Below are 16,273 nucleotides of genomic sequence, written 5' to 3'. Positions count from 1 at the left end.
TAATTATGAGTATGTTTGATCCAATTGAAGAAGCGATATACGCTCTTGCTCAAGGTGAGGTTGTCATCGTTTGTGATGATGAAGACCGTGAAAATGAAGGAGATTTTGTATCCATAGCTGAAAAAACAACGCCGGAAGTTATTAATTTTATGATCACGCATGGGAGAGGGCTTGTATGTACGCCTATTACACGGGAAAGAGCAGAACAGTTAGAGCTTGTACCAATGGTAGATCGGAACTCTGATCCCCATGGAACAGCTTTTACGGTCAGTGTCGATCATAAACATACGACAACGGGAATCTCAGCACCTGAAAGAGCAATGACAGTAAAAGCATTAATAGATGATAGTACTGTAGGAACAGATTTCCAACGACCTGGCCATATTTTTCCTTTGATTGCTAAAGAAGGAGGAGTATTAAGAAGAGCCGGTCACACGGAAGCAGCTGTTGATTTAGCTAGAATGAGTGGTGCTAAACCTGCAGGTGTTATATGTGAAATAATGAAAGAGGATGGTACAATGGCTCGAGTACCTGACCTCCGTAAGATTGCTGATGAACATGAACTGAAAATGGTTACAATAAAAGACTTAATAAAATATCGGAATCGAAAAGATAAGTTAGTCAAAAAGGAAGTTGAAATTCAGTTACCAACACAATTTGGAGAATTCAAAGCAATCGCATATTCTAATATCGTAGATGGTAAAGAACATGTAGCGATCGTAAAAGGGGAAGTTGGAGGAGAAAAACCAACGTTAGTGAGAGTTCATTCCGAATGTTTAACAGGAGATGTGTTTGGGTCTCAACGTTGTGATTGCGGCCCCCAATTAGACGCAGCCCTTACACAAATAGAAGCGGCAGGATCTGGAGTGCTTCTATATATGCGTCAAGAAGGACGAGGGATTGGTCTCTTAAATAAAATGAAAGCTTATAAACTTCAAGAAGAAGGTTATGATACTGTCGAAGCTAATGAAAAACTCGGTTTTGCACCTGATTTAAGGGATTATGGTATCGGTGCACAAATCCTTCGTGACTTAGGTATTCGCAAGATGAAATTATTAACAAATAATCCTAGGAAAATTACGGGTTTAAAAGGGTATGATTTAGAAGTTGTTGACCGAGTAGCTTTGCAAATGCCTCATTCAAAAAATAATGAGAAGTATATGAGAGTGAAAAAAGAAAAGTTAGGCCATTTGTTAAATTTTTAGATTACATTTCGTGCTGTTCTCCTCTTAAAATTTTGAAAAGAGAGAACAGTAACGGATTGTCATCATTCATTAAAATGAACAATCAAAAACTCATGTTCATGAGTAATAATTTTTTTAAAATTACAGGAGGCGTTAAGATTGGGACAAGTATTTGAAGGACATTTAATTGGAACCGGATTAAAAGTAGGAATTGTTGTAGGGAGATTCAATGAATTTATTACAAGTAAGTTATTAGGCGGGGCAGAAGATGCATTTAAACGTCATGGTGTGTCTGAAGATGACATTGATGTAGCTTGGGTTCCAGGTGCATATGAAATACCGTTAATTGCAAAACGTATGGCGGAGTCTGGAAAGTATGACGCTGTAGTAACATTAGGCACCGTTATTCGAGGGTCCACACCTCATTTTGATTATGTATGCAGTGAAGTATCTAAAGGGGTCGCATCTGTTTCGTTATCTAGTGGTGTTCCTGTCATTTTCGGAGTACTAACGACAGATAGTATCGAACAAGCCGTGGAGCGTGCTGGAACGAAAGCAGGTAACAAAGGTTGGGAAGCTGCTGCCGGAGCGATAGAAATGGCGAACTTATCAAAATCTTTTAGTAAATAGAGCCAAAAAGAAAGGGAAGATTATTGCTCTTCCCTTTCTTTTTTCTTTTTTATGAGAGAATGTTGCCGAGCGAGAATGACATCAGAACGATCACGAAGTTTATGTCTGAAAATCAGTTCTTGTTCCTTTTCTTCAGATGATAACCATTTCCAACCTTTTTCTTCAGCAAGTTGAACGCATTGGTGAATTAAATCTTCATCAAATATCGGAATATTCATCGGTTGATAATCCCCGTCATTTAGGATATTTTTTATGCGTGACTTAACGAGCTGCTCCAAGTCAGCTTGGTGAATACTTAAGTCATCAAGCATGCTTTTATTTGTCCTAAGATGAGATAACACTTTACGATACAATCTCAGACTTCCAGAATAATTTTTTTGCCGTTCATGATAAACAGCGACGGCTAATTGAATGAGAGCTAGCCATTTCTTTTGACGGTTATTTTCAAGCCAATACTCTTCCATAATCTCATGACATTCAAAGTAATCTCTTGATGCATGGAAATGGATAAGATAATCTAAATAGGGCTCTGGATAGTTTTTCATAAGTTCCTCCAAAAATCTAATTTATACTTTCATCATAAACCATTCGAATCTGAATGTGAAGATAACGAAATCATATATTTTATTCATTCAACAAAAAAGAATATGGTATAATTCATTCATGAATGAAAGGGAATGGTGAACCAATGCAATACAATGTAAAGCTTCATTCCTTTGAGGGGCCGTTGGACTTGTTACTCCATCTCATTCAAAAAAATGATTTGGATCTATACGATATCCCTGTAAAAGAGATAACGGAGCAATATATGACTTATATTCATGCAATGCAAATACTACAGTTAGATGTGGCCAGTGAATATTTGGTGATGGCCTCTACATTATTACATATGAAAAGTCAGTTATTACTCCCAGTAGAAGAAGATGTTTGGGATGAGGATCTCTTATTAGATGAGGAAGATCCGAGGGAAGACTTGATGCAAAAACTTATAGAATATAAAAAATATAAAGAAGTGGCAGGTGATTTAAAGGGCCGAGAGCTAGCGAGAAGTGAGCTGTTTTCCAAACCAATGACTGACCTTACGCCACTCCTAAGTGATTTTGAAGAAGACAAAGAAGAGTCGAAAATAAATGTTTCTATATATGACATGCTTCAAGCTTTTCAAAAGATGAATAAAAGGAAAAAGAAACATGAACCGATTTACTCTAAAGTTCATCGGGAAGAGGTTCCTATTGAACTGAAAATGTCACAGATAATCGGTCGATTACATCTTCGCGGTGGTAAAAGTCGTTTCTCAGAGTTGTTTCAAGAAGATGGTTATGAACATATTGTCGTGACCTTTCTTGCATTACTAGAGTTAATGAAATCAAATACGATTCGATGCGAACAAGAACAAAATTTTGATGATATTATGATTTTCAAAAAGGAGGTCCAATCGTTTGAAAAGTCATGAAATAAAAGCAGTTATTGAAGGACTTCTATTCGTTTCTGGCGAAGAAGGTATAGATGAAAATCAGATGATGGACGTTTTACAAATTGATCGTAAATCACTCAAGTTTTATTTAGCTGAAATGAAAGAAAATTATCAATCGAATACAAGAGGTATCCAATTAGTAGAAGTAGCTGGTGGATATCAATTAACGACAAAACAAGAACACGCTAGTTATTTTAAGAAATTGGTGCAATCTCCAACATCAGCGACACTTTCTCAAGCATCTTTAGAGTCATTAGCGATCATTGCATATAAACAGCCGATTTCTCGTGTGGAAATAGAAGATATTCGAGGAGTTAAATCGGAGCGCCCACTCCGTACACTTAATGGAAAAGGGTTTATTAAAGAAGTTGGTCGTGCAGAAAGAACAGGAAGAGCAATTCTATACGGAACAACTAAATTTTTCTTAGAGCAGTTTGGACTGCAATCAATTAAAGAGCTTCCACCCCTTCCTGAATCAGTGGCAGAAGATGAAGTGGAAGAAGAAGTGGATTTATTCTTTGAAAAATTTCAGCAACAATTATCCAAAAATGAACAAGATGTGAAGTAACGAAGCGTCATAAAAACGATCGATTATTAACTGTTTGTTACTGGTATATATTCAAGCCAGTTAACGTGATAAATAAATATATAGATGACGAAGGAGAGAGGTTTTAACATGGGAAATGATTTAGTAAAACAACAACTGACGATTACGATGGATAATATGGATGTGGCATCAAAGAAATTGAGAAGTTTCTTGAATGAAGCAACGTTATCAAATTTAATTAGTGAAGGTAATGATACATCCGAAGAGGATTATCAACTTATTCTTGATCAATTCCGCAGGCTGCTTGTGTTTTTTGATGAAGGGTTAGAGTCTGGGAACTTATTACTTAGAAGTGAGAATTTCCGAAAAAGTGCAGCTGAAAAAACGTTATTTTGGATTTTTCATCAATGTGTAGAAGAATTTTTCCAGCCGCACTATGATATTTGGTTTGAAGATAGTAGAGCTGCATATACTGGTAAAAATGCAATTCGTTTCCGATCAGATGTTCCTGTAAAAATTAAAGATATTGTCAAAGCAATGGAAGGACCACTCCAAGAAGTTCGCGAAGAGCTGGACTACTATGAAACAGATTATCGTACGAAAGTGAAACAAAGAGAAAGTAAATAATAATGACAAAAAGAAGGAAGAGGCCATTTGTGGTCTCTTCCTTCTTTTTGTTGGATCTGTTAAATGCACGCGATAATAATTTAAACACTACTATGGAACGAAAAGAGGCTTAATAAGTGGATATAAGCGGAGTGTTTATTTCCTGCGGTTATACTTAGTTTCACACAAAACTCTGTCGTATAAATGTTCGCTTAACGAACCTGAAGTTCCTTTATCCAAGTATCCATTAGGTGACAAAGCTCATGAGAAGCTTGAGAAAGTTGAGCTACTTCTGAATTTGTATTTTCAGTCGTTCCGGGGAAAACCGTCTTTATTTTACCGTTTTTCGTATACCAAAATCGCTGTAAGTATGTATGAAAGCTAGATATGTAAGTTTGAAGAATGGACCGTTGTTTTTCATTGTAAACGTGCATTAAAACTTTTTCATCAAATATCAAAGATTTGGGTGCCAATTCAATTTCTTTTTTATGAATGCTGCTTGTTTGCTTTTGAACAGCATTGCGAATTCTCATAAGTTGAAGTTCAACCGTTCGTTTTACTTCTTCATTCCATTCATCTTTTAGGCTTTCTTTATTATTTTGTTGCATTTGCGAGATGGGAGTTTTATTCCCGTTCAATTTATCGCCTTTAGTAAGAGGTTTTCTTTTAAAATAGAGCCATATTGTTATTAGCTGAGTCAAAAAAATAAGTAATAAGAGACTAATAATCATTAATTCCATCTAATGCTATTCTCCCTTCCTGTTCGATTTTATCTTATCAAAATTGTCAAACAAATGACACATTTAAATCTTCGACAAGTGTCAGTTTTATGATTAAATACTAGTAGGGGTATTAGTATTTGTGAAATTGGAGGGGATTATGTGGATAGAAGATCATTTATCAAACGAGCAAGCGCAGCAACAGCTGCTGCGGCTGTAATGACAACAAAACAAAAATGGGTTTCGGCAACAGGGGTAGAGGATTCAAAACAGATTGGATCGATTATTGATTTGACGAAATGCGATGGGTGTGAATTGGAAGATACTCCACTTTGTGTGACGGCTTGCAAAACGAAAAATGCTGATCGATTTCCTCAACCGGAAAAACCGATAAAAGATTATTGGCCACAAAAACACCATGAAGATTGGTCAGGGGAACAAGATCAAACGGGCAGGCTGACACCTTACAACTGGACGTTTGTTGATAAGGTAGAAGTAGAGCATAACGGAGTGACGAAAAAAGTTTCCGTTCCTCGCAGATGTATGCATTGTGATGATGCAACTTGTCAAAAACTATGTCCTTTTGGTGTGATTCACAAAAGTGAGCATGGAGCAGTTACGATTGATGAAGACTTCTGTATGGGAGGAGCAAAATGTCGCTCAGCTTGTCCATGGGATATTCCACAACGCCAAGCTGGAGTTGGAATATACATGAATCTTATGCCTGACTTAGCAGGTGGAGGAGTCATGTTTAAGTGTGATATGTGTGTTGACTTACTTGAAAAAGGACAAAAGCCAGCTTGTGAAACCAGTTGTCCAAAAGATGCCATTACGTTTGGTCCACTAAATCAAATCAAACAAGAGGCGTCTACCAGAGCAGAAGAAATTGGTGGTTATGTGTATGGTGATGATGAAAATGGTGGCACACATACATTGTACGTATCAGACGTTCCGTTTGAAATAATAGATGAGGCAATTGCTAAAGATAAACAAGCAAATAATGACCAACGTCCTGGGCGACCACATATGAAACCAGATGTGGAAAATTTACTTGATACAGCTCATGGCTTCACGTTAGCTATGATGATAGCTCCAGTAGCAGGAGCTGCTGCTGCAGGGATAACTGCTTATAAAACGTTAAAAGGTGAAAAAGAGGAGGAGTCTTCGAATGAATAAAAACAACTCCGCCGAAAAAATTGTACGTCAATCTAAATCTAATAGGTTTGTTCACTGGGTAAGTGCTATCTCGATTATTATGTTAATCATCACAGGTTTGGGACAGCTTCCACTGTATGGTCGTTATCTATTATGGCAGCCATTCGGAACCAATTGGTTAACAAGTTATGAGATGACATTGTGGGTTCACTATATTTTTGCATCAATCTTAATTTTTATCATTATTTATCATGCTTTCTTTCATGTTATTCGAAAAGAATATGCTATCATCCCAAAAAAAGGTGATATGAAAGCGTCTTTGATTTTAATGAAAGCGATGATTTTGAAGAAACAAGAGCCACCTAGTGAGAAGTATTTACCTGAACAACGACTTGCTTACTTATTATTTGCTGTAGCGATTTTGTTATTAATTGGAACTGGGATCGTGAAAGTATATCAAAACTTAATGGGAGTTAATATTTCAAATACAATGATGGTTATAGTAACGATGGGGCATAACATCGGAACAGTGTTGATAATATTCGCATTTATCGGGCATATGGCTGCTTTTTTATTCAAAGAAAATCGCAACATGTTACCAGGTATGTTTACTGGTAAAGTAGATAAAAGTTATGTGAAACATCGTCATAGTCTTTGGTATCGTGATTTACAAACAAAGGAAAAAGGAAAAGCGAATAAACTTTAAGCCTTCTCGTGCTTCTTCGGGAGTCACACTGAATCTTCTATTTTTAATTGTTCCATTGTATAAATTAAAAATGTTAATTCTAAGTAAAGAGTTTATTATCATTTATTTTATTAAAGCATGTACAGGAGAATTCTTGTATGTGTTTTTTTTAGTTATTTCTGAAATGGAGTGGTAATTGAATAAATTGACTACCCTTTTTTTCCAACATATTTATGGGTGATTTTCCAATACTAAAAGTAGAATGCGGAAAGGATGATGAAGTGAATATGAAGAAATCATTTATTTTTCTATTTATATTTTTATTACTAAATCTAGGTGGGTGTGATACTGGTCAGAAAACATTTGAAGCACAATCAGCAGACGATGCTAGTGAAATATCACAGAAAGTTGCTGAAGATGCAGAGAAAACAGTTAAAGAATTGGACCGAGTAGACGATGCGACAGCTGTTTCTAATAAAAAGGATGTGTATGTTCATTTAGATGTTAGAGGATTTGATCGATTTTTTCTAAAAGACATTAGAAAAGAAGCGAAAGATAAATTAGAAGCTGAAAATCCAGATGGGACAGTGGAAGTATCAACAGATAAAAAGATTGAATTGGAATTAACAGAATTAAAACAGAAACTCAGTGACCAAGAAATAACTCGAAAACAGCTGGAAGACGATTTGAAAAAAGTTGATAAAGATTTGAAAGCAGGTGTTTAAAAATGGCAAAGGATTCAAAAGTTTCACCAACGCAAAGAGCGTATCAAAAAATTGCAAGAAAACATGAAGCAAAACGGCCAGTAATGAAAAATTGTATAAAGGCTTTTCTGATTGGAGGTTTAGTTTGTACCTTTGGACAATTGGTTCAAACGGGTTACATATATTATTTTGATTTTACAGAAAAAACAGCAGGAGACCCTACGGTAGCAACATTAATATTTTTAGCTACCTTGTTAACAGGGTTAGGTGTTTATGACCGTTTTGGACACTTTGCTGGAGCTGGTTCGGCTGTTCCTGTAACTGGTTTTGCAAATTCAATGGCTTCTGCAGCAATCGAACATCGAACTGAAGGATATGTACTAGGTGTATCCTCCAATATGTTTAAATTAGCCGCGGCTGTTATTGTTTTTGGGGTAGTTGCAGCATTTTTCATTGTGATCATTAAAATGACATTTTTTGGACTGTAATTAATCTATTTTATTTATTTTAATTAAAGGAGGAAAATCGATTGATATTCGTAAATGCGTTTATTGTTGGCGGTATTATTTGTGTCATTGGTCAAGTATTATTGGACGTTGGAAAATTAACACCCGCTCATACACTTAGTACGTTAGTTGTATCAGGTGCTGTTTTAGATGGCATTGGCTTATATGAACCGCTCATTGATTTTGCAGGTGCAGGGGCAACAGTTCCTATCACAAGTTTTGGTAATGCACTCGTTCATGGCGCTATAACAGAAGCAGAACAAAATGGGTGGGTTGGTATTTTAACTGGAATATTTGAAGTGACAAGCGCAGGTATTTCTTCAGCGATTATTTTCAGTTTTATTGCAGCTTTACTGTTTAAACCAAAAGGGTAAAAAAGGTATATGTATTTTTAAATCTCATTATTTTTCAAGTTGAATCTTGAAAGTAGGTAAAAATATCTAAGATACTTTAGTGATGAAATGGCATGCCTTTATTGGTTTGATTTTTTAATGATATATGAAGGTAGCCTTCTTCACTGACACTGGCAAACAAAACATGTTCCATATGATTAATGCCTTTTTTCTGCAGTTCTGTATGTAACCAACTTAAAGACAGGTTTAAATATTTTAGCATATTAACATATACTTGCCCTTCGATAATCACTGGGTAAGCAAGGTTAGAAGATTTTTTATTTATATTGAGATCTTCTATTGTAACAGGATTATTTTTGTATTCGCGAAAAATTGTTAGTTTACCATTTGCTTCCACGATAGCTAATTTCACGATAGAAAGATCAAAGACGTCTTTTTCTCGAAGCATCTGTAAAACATTATCAATAGAATAGCGAATACTTTCTATATTTTTAATTAAAAGCACACCGTGTTCAATGACCACTGTTGGTTTAAATGTCATTTTTTGTCCTAGCCATTTTTTATTTATGAGTAGATAACTCACAATTTTTTGTAGAAGGGCAATGAATAAAATAGCGATCACTGTATGGAAATGTTGAATGTTCGGGTCAGCGATATCTGCCCCTGTAACAGAAGCGAGGGTGACGATAACTAGAAAATCGAACAGAGGTAGTTGACCAATGGCTCTTTTTCCCATATATAAAGTGACAACAAGTAGTAATGGTAAGATCGTTGAAATTCTAACAATTACTCTTAACGTATCTAACCAAAAGGTCTCGTTCAACCCCTTCACCTTCCCTCTTTTGTTAGTGGTTAAAAATAGCATTTACAATTAAATGATAGATATTCCATTAAAGTAGAAATGATTTGGACATACTTTATTTTTTTTTGCATAAATTGGTTCTTAAAGAGGTCAGATTAGACTTAAGAAATGATAAGTGTACAAATAATGGTTCATTTGTGTCTCTTCCTTTGTTTGAGGAAGGAAGAGATAATACGTCTTTATTGGTGATGATAACTCTCGTCGCTATCTATGAACGGAGGAAAATAATGAAGAAAAACCATATTGTTTTATTCTTTTGTGGGATAACAATCTTGTTATTAATCGGGGCAGAGGTGTCTGAAGACGAAGCTTACAATCAAGGAGTTTCTGCTCAAGGAGCTGTTCTTATTGAGCAAGAAAGTGGAAGAGTATTGTTTGAAAAAGAAGCGGAAACACAAATGAGAATTGCTAGTATTACAAAAATAATGACTGCGATATTGGCTATTGAGTACGGTGATTTGGACGACACAGTAAAAGTGTCGAAAAACGCAGCATGGACAGAAGGCTCCTCGATATATTTAGCTGAAAATGAAAAGATTCTTTTGAAGGATTTGATTTATGGATTAATGTTGCGTTCAGGAAATGATGCTGCAGTTGCGATTGCAGAACACGTAGGAGGAAGTTTAGAAGGTTTTGTATATTTGATGAATCAAAAAGCGGAAGAAATCGGGATGAAAAATACATTTTTTTCGAATCCGCATGGACTAGATGACCATGAAGAACATTATTCAACTGCTTTTGATATGGCTTTATTAACCCAGTATGCTATGAAAAATCCAACATATGCAGAGGTATCTTCGACAAAATCGTATACATCAAAAACGGAAGAAGATCGGATTCGAGTTTTTAAAAATAAGAATCGACTACTCACGCAATTGTACAAATATTCAACAGGGGGAAAAACAGGTTATACGAAAAGAGCGAAAAGAACGCTTGTATCAACGGCAGAGAAAGATGACTTGAAATTTATAGCAGTAACGATCAATGCCCCTAGTGACTGGAATGACCATATGAATTTATTTGATTGGGGCTACTCTAAGTTTGATTTACAAACGGTTATAAAAAAAGGAGTGGTTGAGCAAATAGAAGATCCGTTTTATAAAGATAAGTTAGAAGCAGATTTCTCATTTGAGTATCCTGTATCAGAAAAGGACAAGCAAAACTTATCTCGACGGGTTATCGTACCTAATCCAACCAATGAGGAGCGTTGGAAAAAAGAAGGGTATCCTTCTCCGATTGGAACGATCCAAGTCGAATTAAATAATGAAGTCATCGGAATCGTCCCATTACATTACAAAGGAGCAGAAATTCAACAAGAATCTTTTTATAAAAAATGGCTAAAGAAATTGTTTATGATAAATGAGGCGTTTTCATATGGTTAACGTGATTTGGGTAAGTTTATTTTTTATCGGATTTATTTTTGCTGCAATTAATGGAAACATGGAGGATGTCAATGAAGCAATTTTTTCAGGGGCAAAGGAAGCAGTCGTTATCTGTATTGGATTAATTAGCGTTTTAACCTTTTGGTTAGGAATGATGAAAATCGCAGAACTTGCCGGTATTTTGACCAAAGTCGGGGAGTGGTTACACCCACTTGTATCACGCCTGTTTCCAGACATCCCTCGTGGACATCCAGCTTTTGGTTATATCGTTTCCAATATGAGTGCCAATATGTTTGGGTTAGGTAATGCAGCGACACCAATGGGAATTAAAGCGATGAAAGAGTTAAAAAAATTAAATCATGATAAAGATGAAGCAAGTCGATCGATGATTACATTATTAGCGATTAACACGGCTAGCTTAACGATTATACCAACAACGGTTATTGCACTTCGGATTGAATATAATTCTATTGCACCAACAGAAATCGTTGTAACAACGATTTTAGCTACAACGTGTTCTACCATTGGGGCAATTCTCATTGACCGCTTTTTTTATTATAGAAGGTTAAAAAAGGGACGTGATAGCTATTGAGTGGTTTGTCGGCGATTTCCATCTGGATCATCCCTTCATTCATATTTATTATATTACTAATCGCAACCTGGAAAAAAGTCCCCACATATGAGGCGTTTACTGATGGAGCGAAAGAAGGCGTTAACCTATCCTTTTCTATCATCCCTTACTTAGTAGGGATGCTTGTTTCTATTAAAGTGTTCCGAGAGTCAGGAGCGTTAGATTTTTTTATTGATGCATTACGTCCTTTATTTGCATTATTTTATATTCCGACTGAAATTTTACCGCTTGCTCTCATTAGACCACTTTCTGGAAATGGAGCGTTGGGAATGACAAGTGATCTTATTGCAACCTATGGACCAGATTCTTTTATTGGAAGATTAGCGTCTACGATGCAAGGGAGCACGGATACTACCTTTTATGTTCTTACAGTATACTTTGGAGCCGTTGGAATTAAAAAAATGGGTGACGCTTTGAAAGTTGGACTATCTGCAGATGTAATAGGAATTATTGCTTCAATTATTATCGTACGACTCGTATTTTTATAGAAGGTTTACCCTTGAATCTAAAGATTCAAGGGTTTTTGTTGTATCTTTACAAAAAAAAAGCTAAAATTAACGTTTGGAATCCAATTACTGTCGACGACAATAAAGATAATGATATGATGAGGCTGAGGTGAAAGAAATGGAACGTTTACAAAAAGTGATTGCTCAAGCAGGAATCACGTCAAGAAGGAAAGCAGAAGGACTAATTACAAGTGGTAAAGTATCCGTAAATGGGCATAAAGTAACGGAACTTGGTACGAAAGTGGATGCATCGAAGGATGAAGTAGTGGTTGATGGGGTTCCGATTAATAAAGAGGAACCAGTTTACTTTTTAATGTATAAACCAACTGGGGTAATATCCAGTGTTTCAGACGAATTTGGCAGAAAAGTAGTAACAGATTATATTGATGTGGAGCAACGCATCTATCCTATTGGACGATTAGATTTTGACACTTCTGGATTGTTGTTATTAACCAATGATGGAGAATTTGCTAATTTACTTATGCATCCAAAATATAAGATTAAAAAGACCTATATTGCAAAAGTAGAAGGAATGCCTTTAAGAGAAACGCTTAAAAAATTAGAAAAAGGCGTGCAACTAGAAGACGGCAAAACAGCACCTGCACAAGTAAAAGTCAAAAAAACAGATAAGACTAAGAATTCCTCTATCGTCGAAATATCGATCCACGAAGGTAAAAATCGTCAAGTTCGCCGAATGTTAGAAGCGGTAGGTCATCCTGTATTAAAGCTTAAAAGAGAAAATTATGGTTTTTTACATCTTCGTGGTATGAATGCTGGAGAATTTCGAGAACTAAAGCCTCATGAAGTAAAACAACTGAGAGAATTGGCTGTCACATAATGTTCACAAACTCACTCGCACATGACTGTTAACACTATTTGTGTGATGTTAATATAGAGTGAGAGATACTCTTAAAAGAGATAGTGGGGGAGTATGATGAAACAGCGTAGATTATTCATACGGTCTGTTATATTAATCGTTATGATTACAGCGGTTGGTTATACATTTTACAATCATTTCGCGGATGAAAGAGGATTGGTTGATCAAGGTGATAAAGCCCCTAATTTTGTCTTGGAAGATCTTGATGGAAACCGTTTTGAATTGCAAGAACTTTCTGGTGAAGGTGTTTATGTGAATTTCTGGGCAACTTACTGTACGTATTGTCGAGATAAAATGCAATACTTACAAAATTTTTATGAGGAATATGAGGATAAAGGTGTGCGGATTGTGTCAGTGAATGTGAATGAAACCACACTCCAAGTAGAAAGGCATAAACAGCGACAAGGTTTAGATTATCCATTGTTTATTGACCGTAATATGCTAGTAAGCAATGCATATGGAGTCCGAAGTCTTCCAGCAACATTTTTAATAGATGAAAATGGCATTGTAACCGAAAGGCAGATTGGTGCTAAAACAGAAGAACAAGTCTTGGACTCGTTAAGTGAATTAATTCCAAGTAGCTAGTGGAGGTTCAAAATGGAAAAAGTGAAATGTGAATGCGGTCATTTAAATCCATATGGGACATACTTATGTGAGTCTTGTGGAAAACCGCTTAAAGAAGAAAAGGGCAAAGTGGCGAACATGCGTTATGAAGGTGTGGCTCGCCGTTCACAGACTTATAAGAAATCACCTGTCGATTTAGTTTGGAACTTCTTTTCCTCCGTAAAAGTAGGAATTTGGATTATTGTATTACTATTAGTCACGTCATCTCTAGGAACGTTATTCCCACAAGAGATGTATATTCCGCCGGGGGAAAATGCAACTATTTATTATGAACAAGAATATGGACTATTGGGTAAACTATATTATCAATTAGGTTTTCATAATTTATATAGTTCTTGGTGGTATATGTTATTGATTGCTTCTTTAGGTATTTCCCTTGTTATTGCTAGTTTAGATCGATTCGTTCCTCTATATAGAGCGTTAAAAACACAAAGAGTATCAAGGCACGAAGGTTTTCTTAAGAGACAAAGGCTTTTTGGGGAATCAAACAAAATTGATAACATTGATGAAGAAATACAAAAAGCGGAAAAACTATTAAAAGAAAAACGATATAACATACGTAGGGAAAATGGTAATCTTCTAGCCGAAAAAGGTCGATTTGCTAGGTGGGGGCCTTATGTTAACCACGTCGGACTAATCATCTTTCTCATAGGAGGAATGTTACGATTTTTTCCTGAAATGTACTTAGATGAGCACATGTGGGTACGTGAAGGAGAGCATGAAGTAGTTAGTGGAACCAATGGAGAATATTTTTTAAGAAATAATGATTTTTTAATTGAATTATATGATGAAGAAGATGAAAAGTATCAAGACGCGTTATCAAGAGCTGATGGTCCTGTTGTGAAAACATATCAAACGTCGGCAACATTATTAAAAAGGACTAGTGATGGAACGGTAGGAAGTGAAACCGAATTAGAAGAAATCAAAGATTATGATATTCGAGTAAACGATCCGTTAACGTTTGAGGGATTTTCGCTTTATCAAGTTGATTTCAAATTGAATGAACTATCCGAATTTACTTTTACATTAGAAAGTGAAACAGTAGATGCAGATTTTTCGGATATAGAGTTCACTGTTAATTTAAATGATCCACAAAAAACATTTGAATTTGATAATGGTTATAGAGTTGAAATCATGGAGTATTTTCCTAACTTTATCATTGACGATAATCGAGAACCAACAACAATAAACAGAATACCAGACAACCCGCGTATTATCTTTGAAGTATTTCCCCCTGGAGCGAATGAAGACGAAGGGGAAATAAGTTTAATCGGTATTCAAGTTAATGAGGCTCTAAATGGTGAGAACGATCATACGATCCGCATGACTGGTGCAGAAATGGTAGATGTTACTGGCCTAACAATTCGTAAAGATCGAACATTACCGATTATCTCTCTTGGAGGAATTATATTTATGATCGGTTTCATACAGGGATCATATTGGCACCATCGTCGGATTTGGATTCAAAATCGTGAAGGGACGCTGTTATTAGCAGGCCATGCGAATAAAAATTGGCAGGCACTGAAGAATGATTTTCAGTTGGTTTCTGATAACACTCATATTCCTTTACCACTGGACCAAACTGATAAGGATAATAAAGGAGTGAGTCAGGACGATGATCGAACTAAGTAGTAATTTCATGTATGCATCTTTCTTTCTTTATTTTGCGGCGACAGTGTTATTTGCTGTATCTGTAACAGGGAAAAAATTTAAAAATAAGCAGGGACTAGAAAAAAATAAAGCTGGTCTGCTTGGCTATATTTCATCTATTGCAGCTTTCTTAGCTATGATGACTTACTTCACAACGAGGTGGATTGGTGTTGGATATGCTCCTGTAAGTAATATGTTTGAGTATACGACGGCGTTAGGGATAGCGATCAATTTAGGGTTCATCATCATCTATGCTATTTATCGTAATAATTATCTTGGATTATTTACGATGCCAATCGTTATGCTCATTGTTGCCTATGCTTCCATGTTTCCAGGAGAAGTGCAGCCATTAATACCTGCCTTGCAATCTCATTGGTTAACGATTCATGTTATTACCACAGTAATTGGACAAGGAATTCTAGCAATAGGATTTGTCAGTGGACTCATCTATTTGGTGAAGGTCATTGATTTTAATAAAGCAACAAAGAAAGTAAAAGGACTAGAGTTCATCATGTATACGTTGTTATGCACCCTTGCATACGTCATACTAGGTTTTAGTTTTGGGGCTGCTGATTATCAAGCAACATTTGAATTTGTTAACGAACAAGGCAACGAAGCTGAAATAAATTATGTTTTCCCACCTATTATTGGACCAAATGAAGGAGAGCTTATTTCTGAGCAGGGTATCAATCCTTTTATAGAAGTTCCAGCATATATTGAAAGTGCAGATTTAAATACAGTACTATGGTCTGTTTTAGGTGGGTTAGTGTTATATCTTTTATTAAGGCTATCGTTAAGAAAACCGATTGGTGGAGCTATTCAACCATTACTTAAAAGTGTAAACCCACAAACAGTAGATGAAATAAGCTATCGAGCGATAGCAATTGGTCTGCCAATTTTCGCTTTAGGTGGATTGATTTTTGCTATGATATGGGCTCAAATTGCTTGGACACGGTTTTGGGGTTGGGATCCAAAAGAAGTTTGGGCATTAATTACATTTCTATTTTATGTTGTCTATTTGCATCTTAGGTTATCGAAAGGATGGCACGGTGAAAAAAGTGCATGGTTATGTGTGATTGGTTTTGCGCTGATTATGTTTAACTTGATTTTTGTTAATTTAGTTATAGCAGGTTTGCATTCATATGCATGATAATTAGAGCAGCACCCTCGGTGCTGCT

General features: G+C 35.9%; 20 protein-coding genes. 17 read left to right on the top strand and 3 right to left on the bottom strand.

Going from position 1 to position 16,273, the window contains the following annotated elements; translation table 11 throughout:
• Window positions 1–11: 11 nt before the first annotated feature.
• Both QDN89_RS01415 and ribH read left to right on the top strand, forming a co-directional pair.
• Complete coding sequence (locus tag QDN89_RS01415; RefSeq protein ID WP_280768799.1) at window positions 12–1,205, top strand: bifunctional 3,4-dihydroxy-2-butanone-4-phosphate synthase/GTP cyclohydrolase II; 1,194 nt, start codon at window positions 12–14, stop codon at window positions 1,203–1,205.
• Between the two features lie 138 nt (window positions 1,206–1,343).
• Complete coding sequence (gene ribH / locus QDN89_RS01410; protein ID WP_280768296.1) at window positions 1,344–1,814, top strand: 6,7-dimethyl-8-ribityllumazine synthase; 471 nt, start codon at window positions 1,344–1,346, stop codon at window positions 1,812–1,814.
• A 20-nt stretch (window positions 1,815–1,834) separates the two neighbouring features.
• On the opposite strand, the gene QDN89_RS01405 is transcribed toward ribH, so the two are convergent.
• On the bottom strand, window positions 1,835–2,359 hold the full coding sequence (locus QDN89_RS01405) for a DUF309 domain-containing protein (protein ID WP_280768295.1): 525 nt from the start codon (window positions 2,357–2,359) through the stop codon (window positions 1,835–1,837).
• A 143-nt stretch (window positions 2,360–2,502) separates the two neighbouring features.
• Between QDN89_RS01405 and QDN89_RS01400 the strand changes: the two genes are divergently transcribed.
• The 3 genes from QDN89_RS01400 to QDN89_RS01390 all read left to right on the top strand — a co-directional run bounded on the left by QDN89_RS01400 (window position 2,503) and on the right by QDN89_RS01390 (window position 4,462).
• Entirely contained in the window at window positions 2,503–3,267 is a 765-nt protein-coding gene (locus tag QDN89_RS01400; RefSeq protein WP_280768294.1) for a segregation/condensation protein A, read from the top strand.
• Entirely contained in the window at window positions 3,254–3,856 is a 603-nt protein-coding gene (gene scpB / locus QDN89_RS01395) for an SMC-Scp complex subunit ScpB (RefSeq protein WP_280768293.1), read from the top strand. The genes QDN89_RS01400 and scpB overlap by 14 nt, the downstream gene beginning before the upstream one ends.
• 108 nt (window positions 3,857–3,964) lie before the next feature.
• Entirely contained in the window at window positions 3,965–4,462 is a 498-nt protein-coding gene (locus tag QDN89_RS01390; protein WP_280768292.1) for a DUF3907 family protein, read from the top strand.
• Between the two features lie 191 nt (window positions 4,463–4,653).
• Here the strand turns inward: QDN89_RS01390 and QDN89_RS01385 are convergent, their stop codons facing one another.
• Window positions 4,654–5,181 carry a hypothetical protein gene (locus tag QDN89_RS01385; protein WP_280768291.1) on the bottom strand — a complete coding sequence of 176 codons (528 nt, stop codon included), beginning with the start codon at window positions 5,179–5,181 and terminating at the stop codon, window positions 4,654–4,656.
• A 141-nt stretch (window positions 5,182–5,322) separates the two neighbouring features.
• Here QDN89_RS01385 and QDN89_RS01380 point away from each other — a divergent pair, with 141 nt between their 5' ends.
• The 5 genes from QDN89_RS01380 (at window position 5,323) to spoVAE (ending at window position 8,584) form a co-directional block, all read left to right on the top strand.
• Window positions 5,323–6,336 (top strand): 4Fe-4S dicluster domain-containing protein, encoded by a 1,014-nt coding sequence (locus QDN89_RS01380; protein WP_280768290.1) that lies wholly within the window; start codon window positions 5,323–5,325, stop codon window positions 6,334–6,336.
• The gene (locus QDN89_RS01375; RefSeq protein WP_280768289.1) at window positions 6,329–7,021 is read left to right on the top strand and encodes a formate dehydrogenase subunit gamma; all 693 of its coding nucleotides are present in this window, start codon (window positions 6,329–6,331) and stop codon (window positions 7,019–7,021) included. The genes QDN89_RS01380 and QDN89_RS01375 overlap by 8 nt, the downstream gene beginning before the upstream one ends.
• A gap of 266 nt (window positions 7,022–7,287) precedes the next feature.
• On the top strand, window positions 7,288–7,725 hold the full coding sequence (locus tag QDN89_RS01370) for a hypothetical protein (RefSeq protein ID WP_280768288.1): 438 nt from the start codon (window positions 7,288–7,290) through the stop codon (window positions 7,723–7,725).
• A gap of 2 nt (window positions 7,726–7,727) precedes the next feature.
• Entirely contained in the window at window positions 7,728–8,192 is a 465-nt protein-coding gene (gene spoVAC, locus QDN89_RS01365; protein WP_280768287.1) for a stage V sporulation protein AC, read from the top strand.
• A 41-nt stretch (window positions 8,193–8,233) separates the two neighbouring features.
• The gene (spoVAE, locus tag QDN89_RS01360) at window positions 8,234–8,584 is read left to right on the top strand and encodes a stage V sporulation protein AE (RefSeq protein WP_280768286.1); all 351 of its coding nucleotides are present in this window, start codon (window positions 8,234–8,236) and stop codon (window positions 8,582–8,584) included.
• Between the two features lie 76 nt (window positions 8,585–8,660).
• On the opposite strand, the gene QDN89_RS01355 is transcribed toward spoVAE, so the two are convergent.
• Complete coding sequence (locus QDN89_RS01355; protein ID WP_280768285.1) at window positions 8,661–9,386, bottom strand: DUF421 domain-containing protein; 726 nt, start codon at window positions 9,384–9,386, stop codon at window positions 8,661–8,663.
• A gap of 266 nt (window positions 9,387–9,652) precedes the next feature.
• Here QDN89_RS01355 and QDN89_RS01350 point away from each other — a divergent pair, with 266 nt between their 5' ends.
• From QDN89_RS01350 to ccsB, 7 genes are all read left to right on the top strand, one after another.
• Complete coding sequence (locus QDN89_RS01350) at window positions 9,653–10,807, top strand: D-alanyl-D-alanine carboxypeptidase family protein (protein WP_280768284.1); 1,155 nt, start codon at window positions 9,653–9,655, stop codon at window positions 10,805–10,807.
• A complete protein-coding gene (locus QDN89_RS01345; RefSeq protein ID WP_280768283.1) occupies window positions 10,800–11,399 on the top strand; it encodes a nucleoside recognition domain-containing protein in 600 nt (199 codons plus the stop codon). Before QDN89_RS01350 ends, QDN89_RS01345 begins: the two co-directional genes overlap by 8 nt.
• Window positions 11,396–11,926, top strand: a complete 531-nt coding sequence (locus tag QDN89_RS01340) for a spore maturation protein (protein ID WP_280768282.1) — start codon at window positions 11,396–11,398, stop codon at window positions 11,924–11,926. Before QDN89_RS01345 ends, QDN89_RS01340 begins: the two co-directional genes overlap by 4 nt.
• A 136-nt stretch (window positions 11,927–12,062) precedes the next feature.
• Window positions 12,063–12,782: a pseudouridine synthase gene (locus QDN89_RS01335; protein ID WP_280768281.1), complete on the top strand. Its 720-nt coding sequence runs from the start codon at window positions 12,063–12,065 to the stop codon at window positions 12,780–12,782.
• Window positions 12,783–12,878: 96 nt separating this feature from the next.
• Window positions 12,879–13,406, top strand: a complete 528-nt coding sequence (gene resA / locus QDN89_RS01330) for a thiol-disulfide oxidoreductase ResA (protein WP_280768280.1) — start codon at window positions 12,879–12,881, stop codon at window positions 13,404–13,406.
• A 12-nt stretch (window positions 13,407–13,418) separates the two neighbouring features.
• The gene (gene resB / locus QDN89_RS01325) at window positions 13,419–15,077 is read left to right on the top strand and encodes a cytochrome c biogenesis protein ResB (protein WP_280768279.1); all 1,659 of its coding nucleotides are present in this window, start codon (window positions 13,419–13,421) and stop codon (window positions 15,075–15,077) included.
• On the top strand, window positions 15,061–16,245 hold the full coding sequence (gene ccsB, locus QDN89_RS01320; RefSeq protein ID WP_280768278.1) for a c-type cytochrome biogenesis protein CcsB: 1,185 nt from the start codon (window positions 15,061–15,063) through the stop codon (window positions 16,243–16,245). Before resB ends, ccsB begins: the two co-directional genes overlap by 17 nt.
• Window positions 16,246–16,273: the final 28 nt, after the last annotated feature.

The organism is Salipaludibacillus daqingensis, assembly GCF_029891575.1.
GTDB classification, from domain to species: domain Bacteria; phylum Bacillota; class Bacilli; order Bacillales; family Salisediminibacteriaceae; genus Salipaludibacillus; species Salipaludibacillus daqingensis.
This window is presented reverse-complemented; position numbering and strand designations above follow the sequence as displayed.

Excerpts from the sequence above, each read along its gene's own strand:
- QDN89_RS01415 (WP_280768799.1), top strand. The coding sequence starts at position 12 with ATGTTTGATCCAATTGAAGAAGCGATATACGCTCTTGCTCAAGGTGAG.
- QDN89_RS01405 (WP_280768295.1), bottom strand. The coding sequence starts at position 2,359 with ATGAAAAACTATCCAGAGCCCTATTTAGATTATCTTATCCATTTCCAT.
- QDN89_RS01400 (WP_280768294.1), top strand. The coding sequence starts at position 2,503 with ATGCAATACAATGTAAAGCTTCATTCCTTTGAGGGGCCGTTGGACTTG.
- QDN89_RS01390 (WP_280768292.1), top strand. The coding sequence starts at position 3,965 with ATGGGAAATGATTTAGTAAAACAACAACTGACGATTACGATGGATAAT.
- QDN89_RS01385 (WP_280768291.1), bottom strand. The coding sequence starts at position 5,181 with ATGGAATTAATGATTATTAGTCTCTTATTACTTATTTTTTTGACTCAG.
- QDN89_RS01375 (WP_280768289.1), top strand. The coding sequence starts at position 6,329 with ATGAATAAAAACAACTCCGCCGAAAAAATTGTACGTCAATCTAAATCT.
- QDN89_RS01370 (WP_280768288.1), top strand. The coding sequence starts at position 7,288 with ATGAAGAAATCATTTATTTTTCTATTTATATTTTTATTACTAAATCTA.
- spoVAC (WP_280768287.1), top strand. The coding sequence starts at position 7,728 with ATGGCAAAGGATTCAAAAGTTTCACCAACGCAAAGAGCGTATCAAAAA.
- QDN89_RS01350 (WP_280768284.1), top strand. The coding sequence starts at position 9,653 with ATGAAGAAAAACCATATTGTTTTATTCTTTTGTGGGATAACAATCTTG.
- QDN89_RS01345 (WP_280768283.1), top strand. The coding sequence starts at position 10,800 with ATGGTTAACGTGATTTGGGTAAGTTTATTTTTTATCGGATTTATTTTT.
- QDN89_RS01335 (WP_280768281.1), top strand. The coding sequence starts at position 12,063 with ATGGAACGTTTACAAAAAGTGATTGCTCAAGCAGGAATCACGTCAAGA.
- resA (WP_280768280.1), top strand. The coding sequence starts at position 12,879 with ATGAAACAGCGTAGATTATTCATACGGTCTGTTATATTAATCGTTATG.
- resB (WP_280768279.1), top strand. The coding sequence starts at position 13,419 with ATGGAAAAAGTGAAATGTGAATGCGGTCATTTAAATCCATATGGGACA.
- ccsB (WP_280768278.1), top strand. The coding sequence starts at position 15,061 with ATGATCGAACTAAGTAGTAATTTCATGTATGCATCTTTCTTTCTTTAT.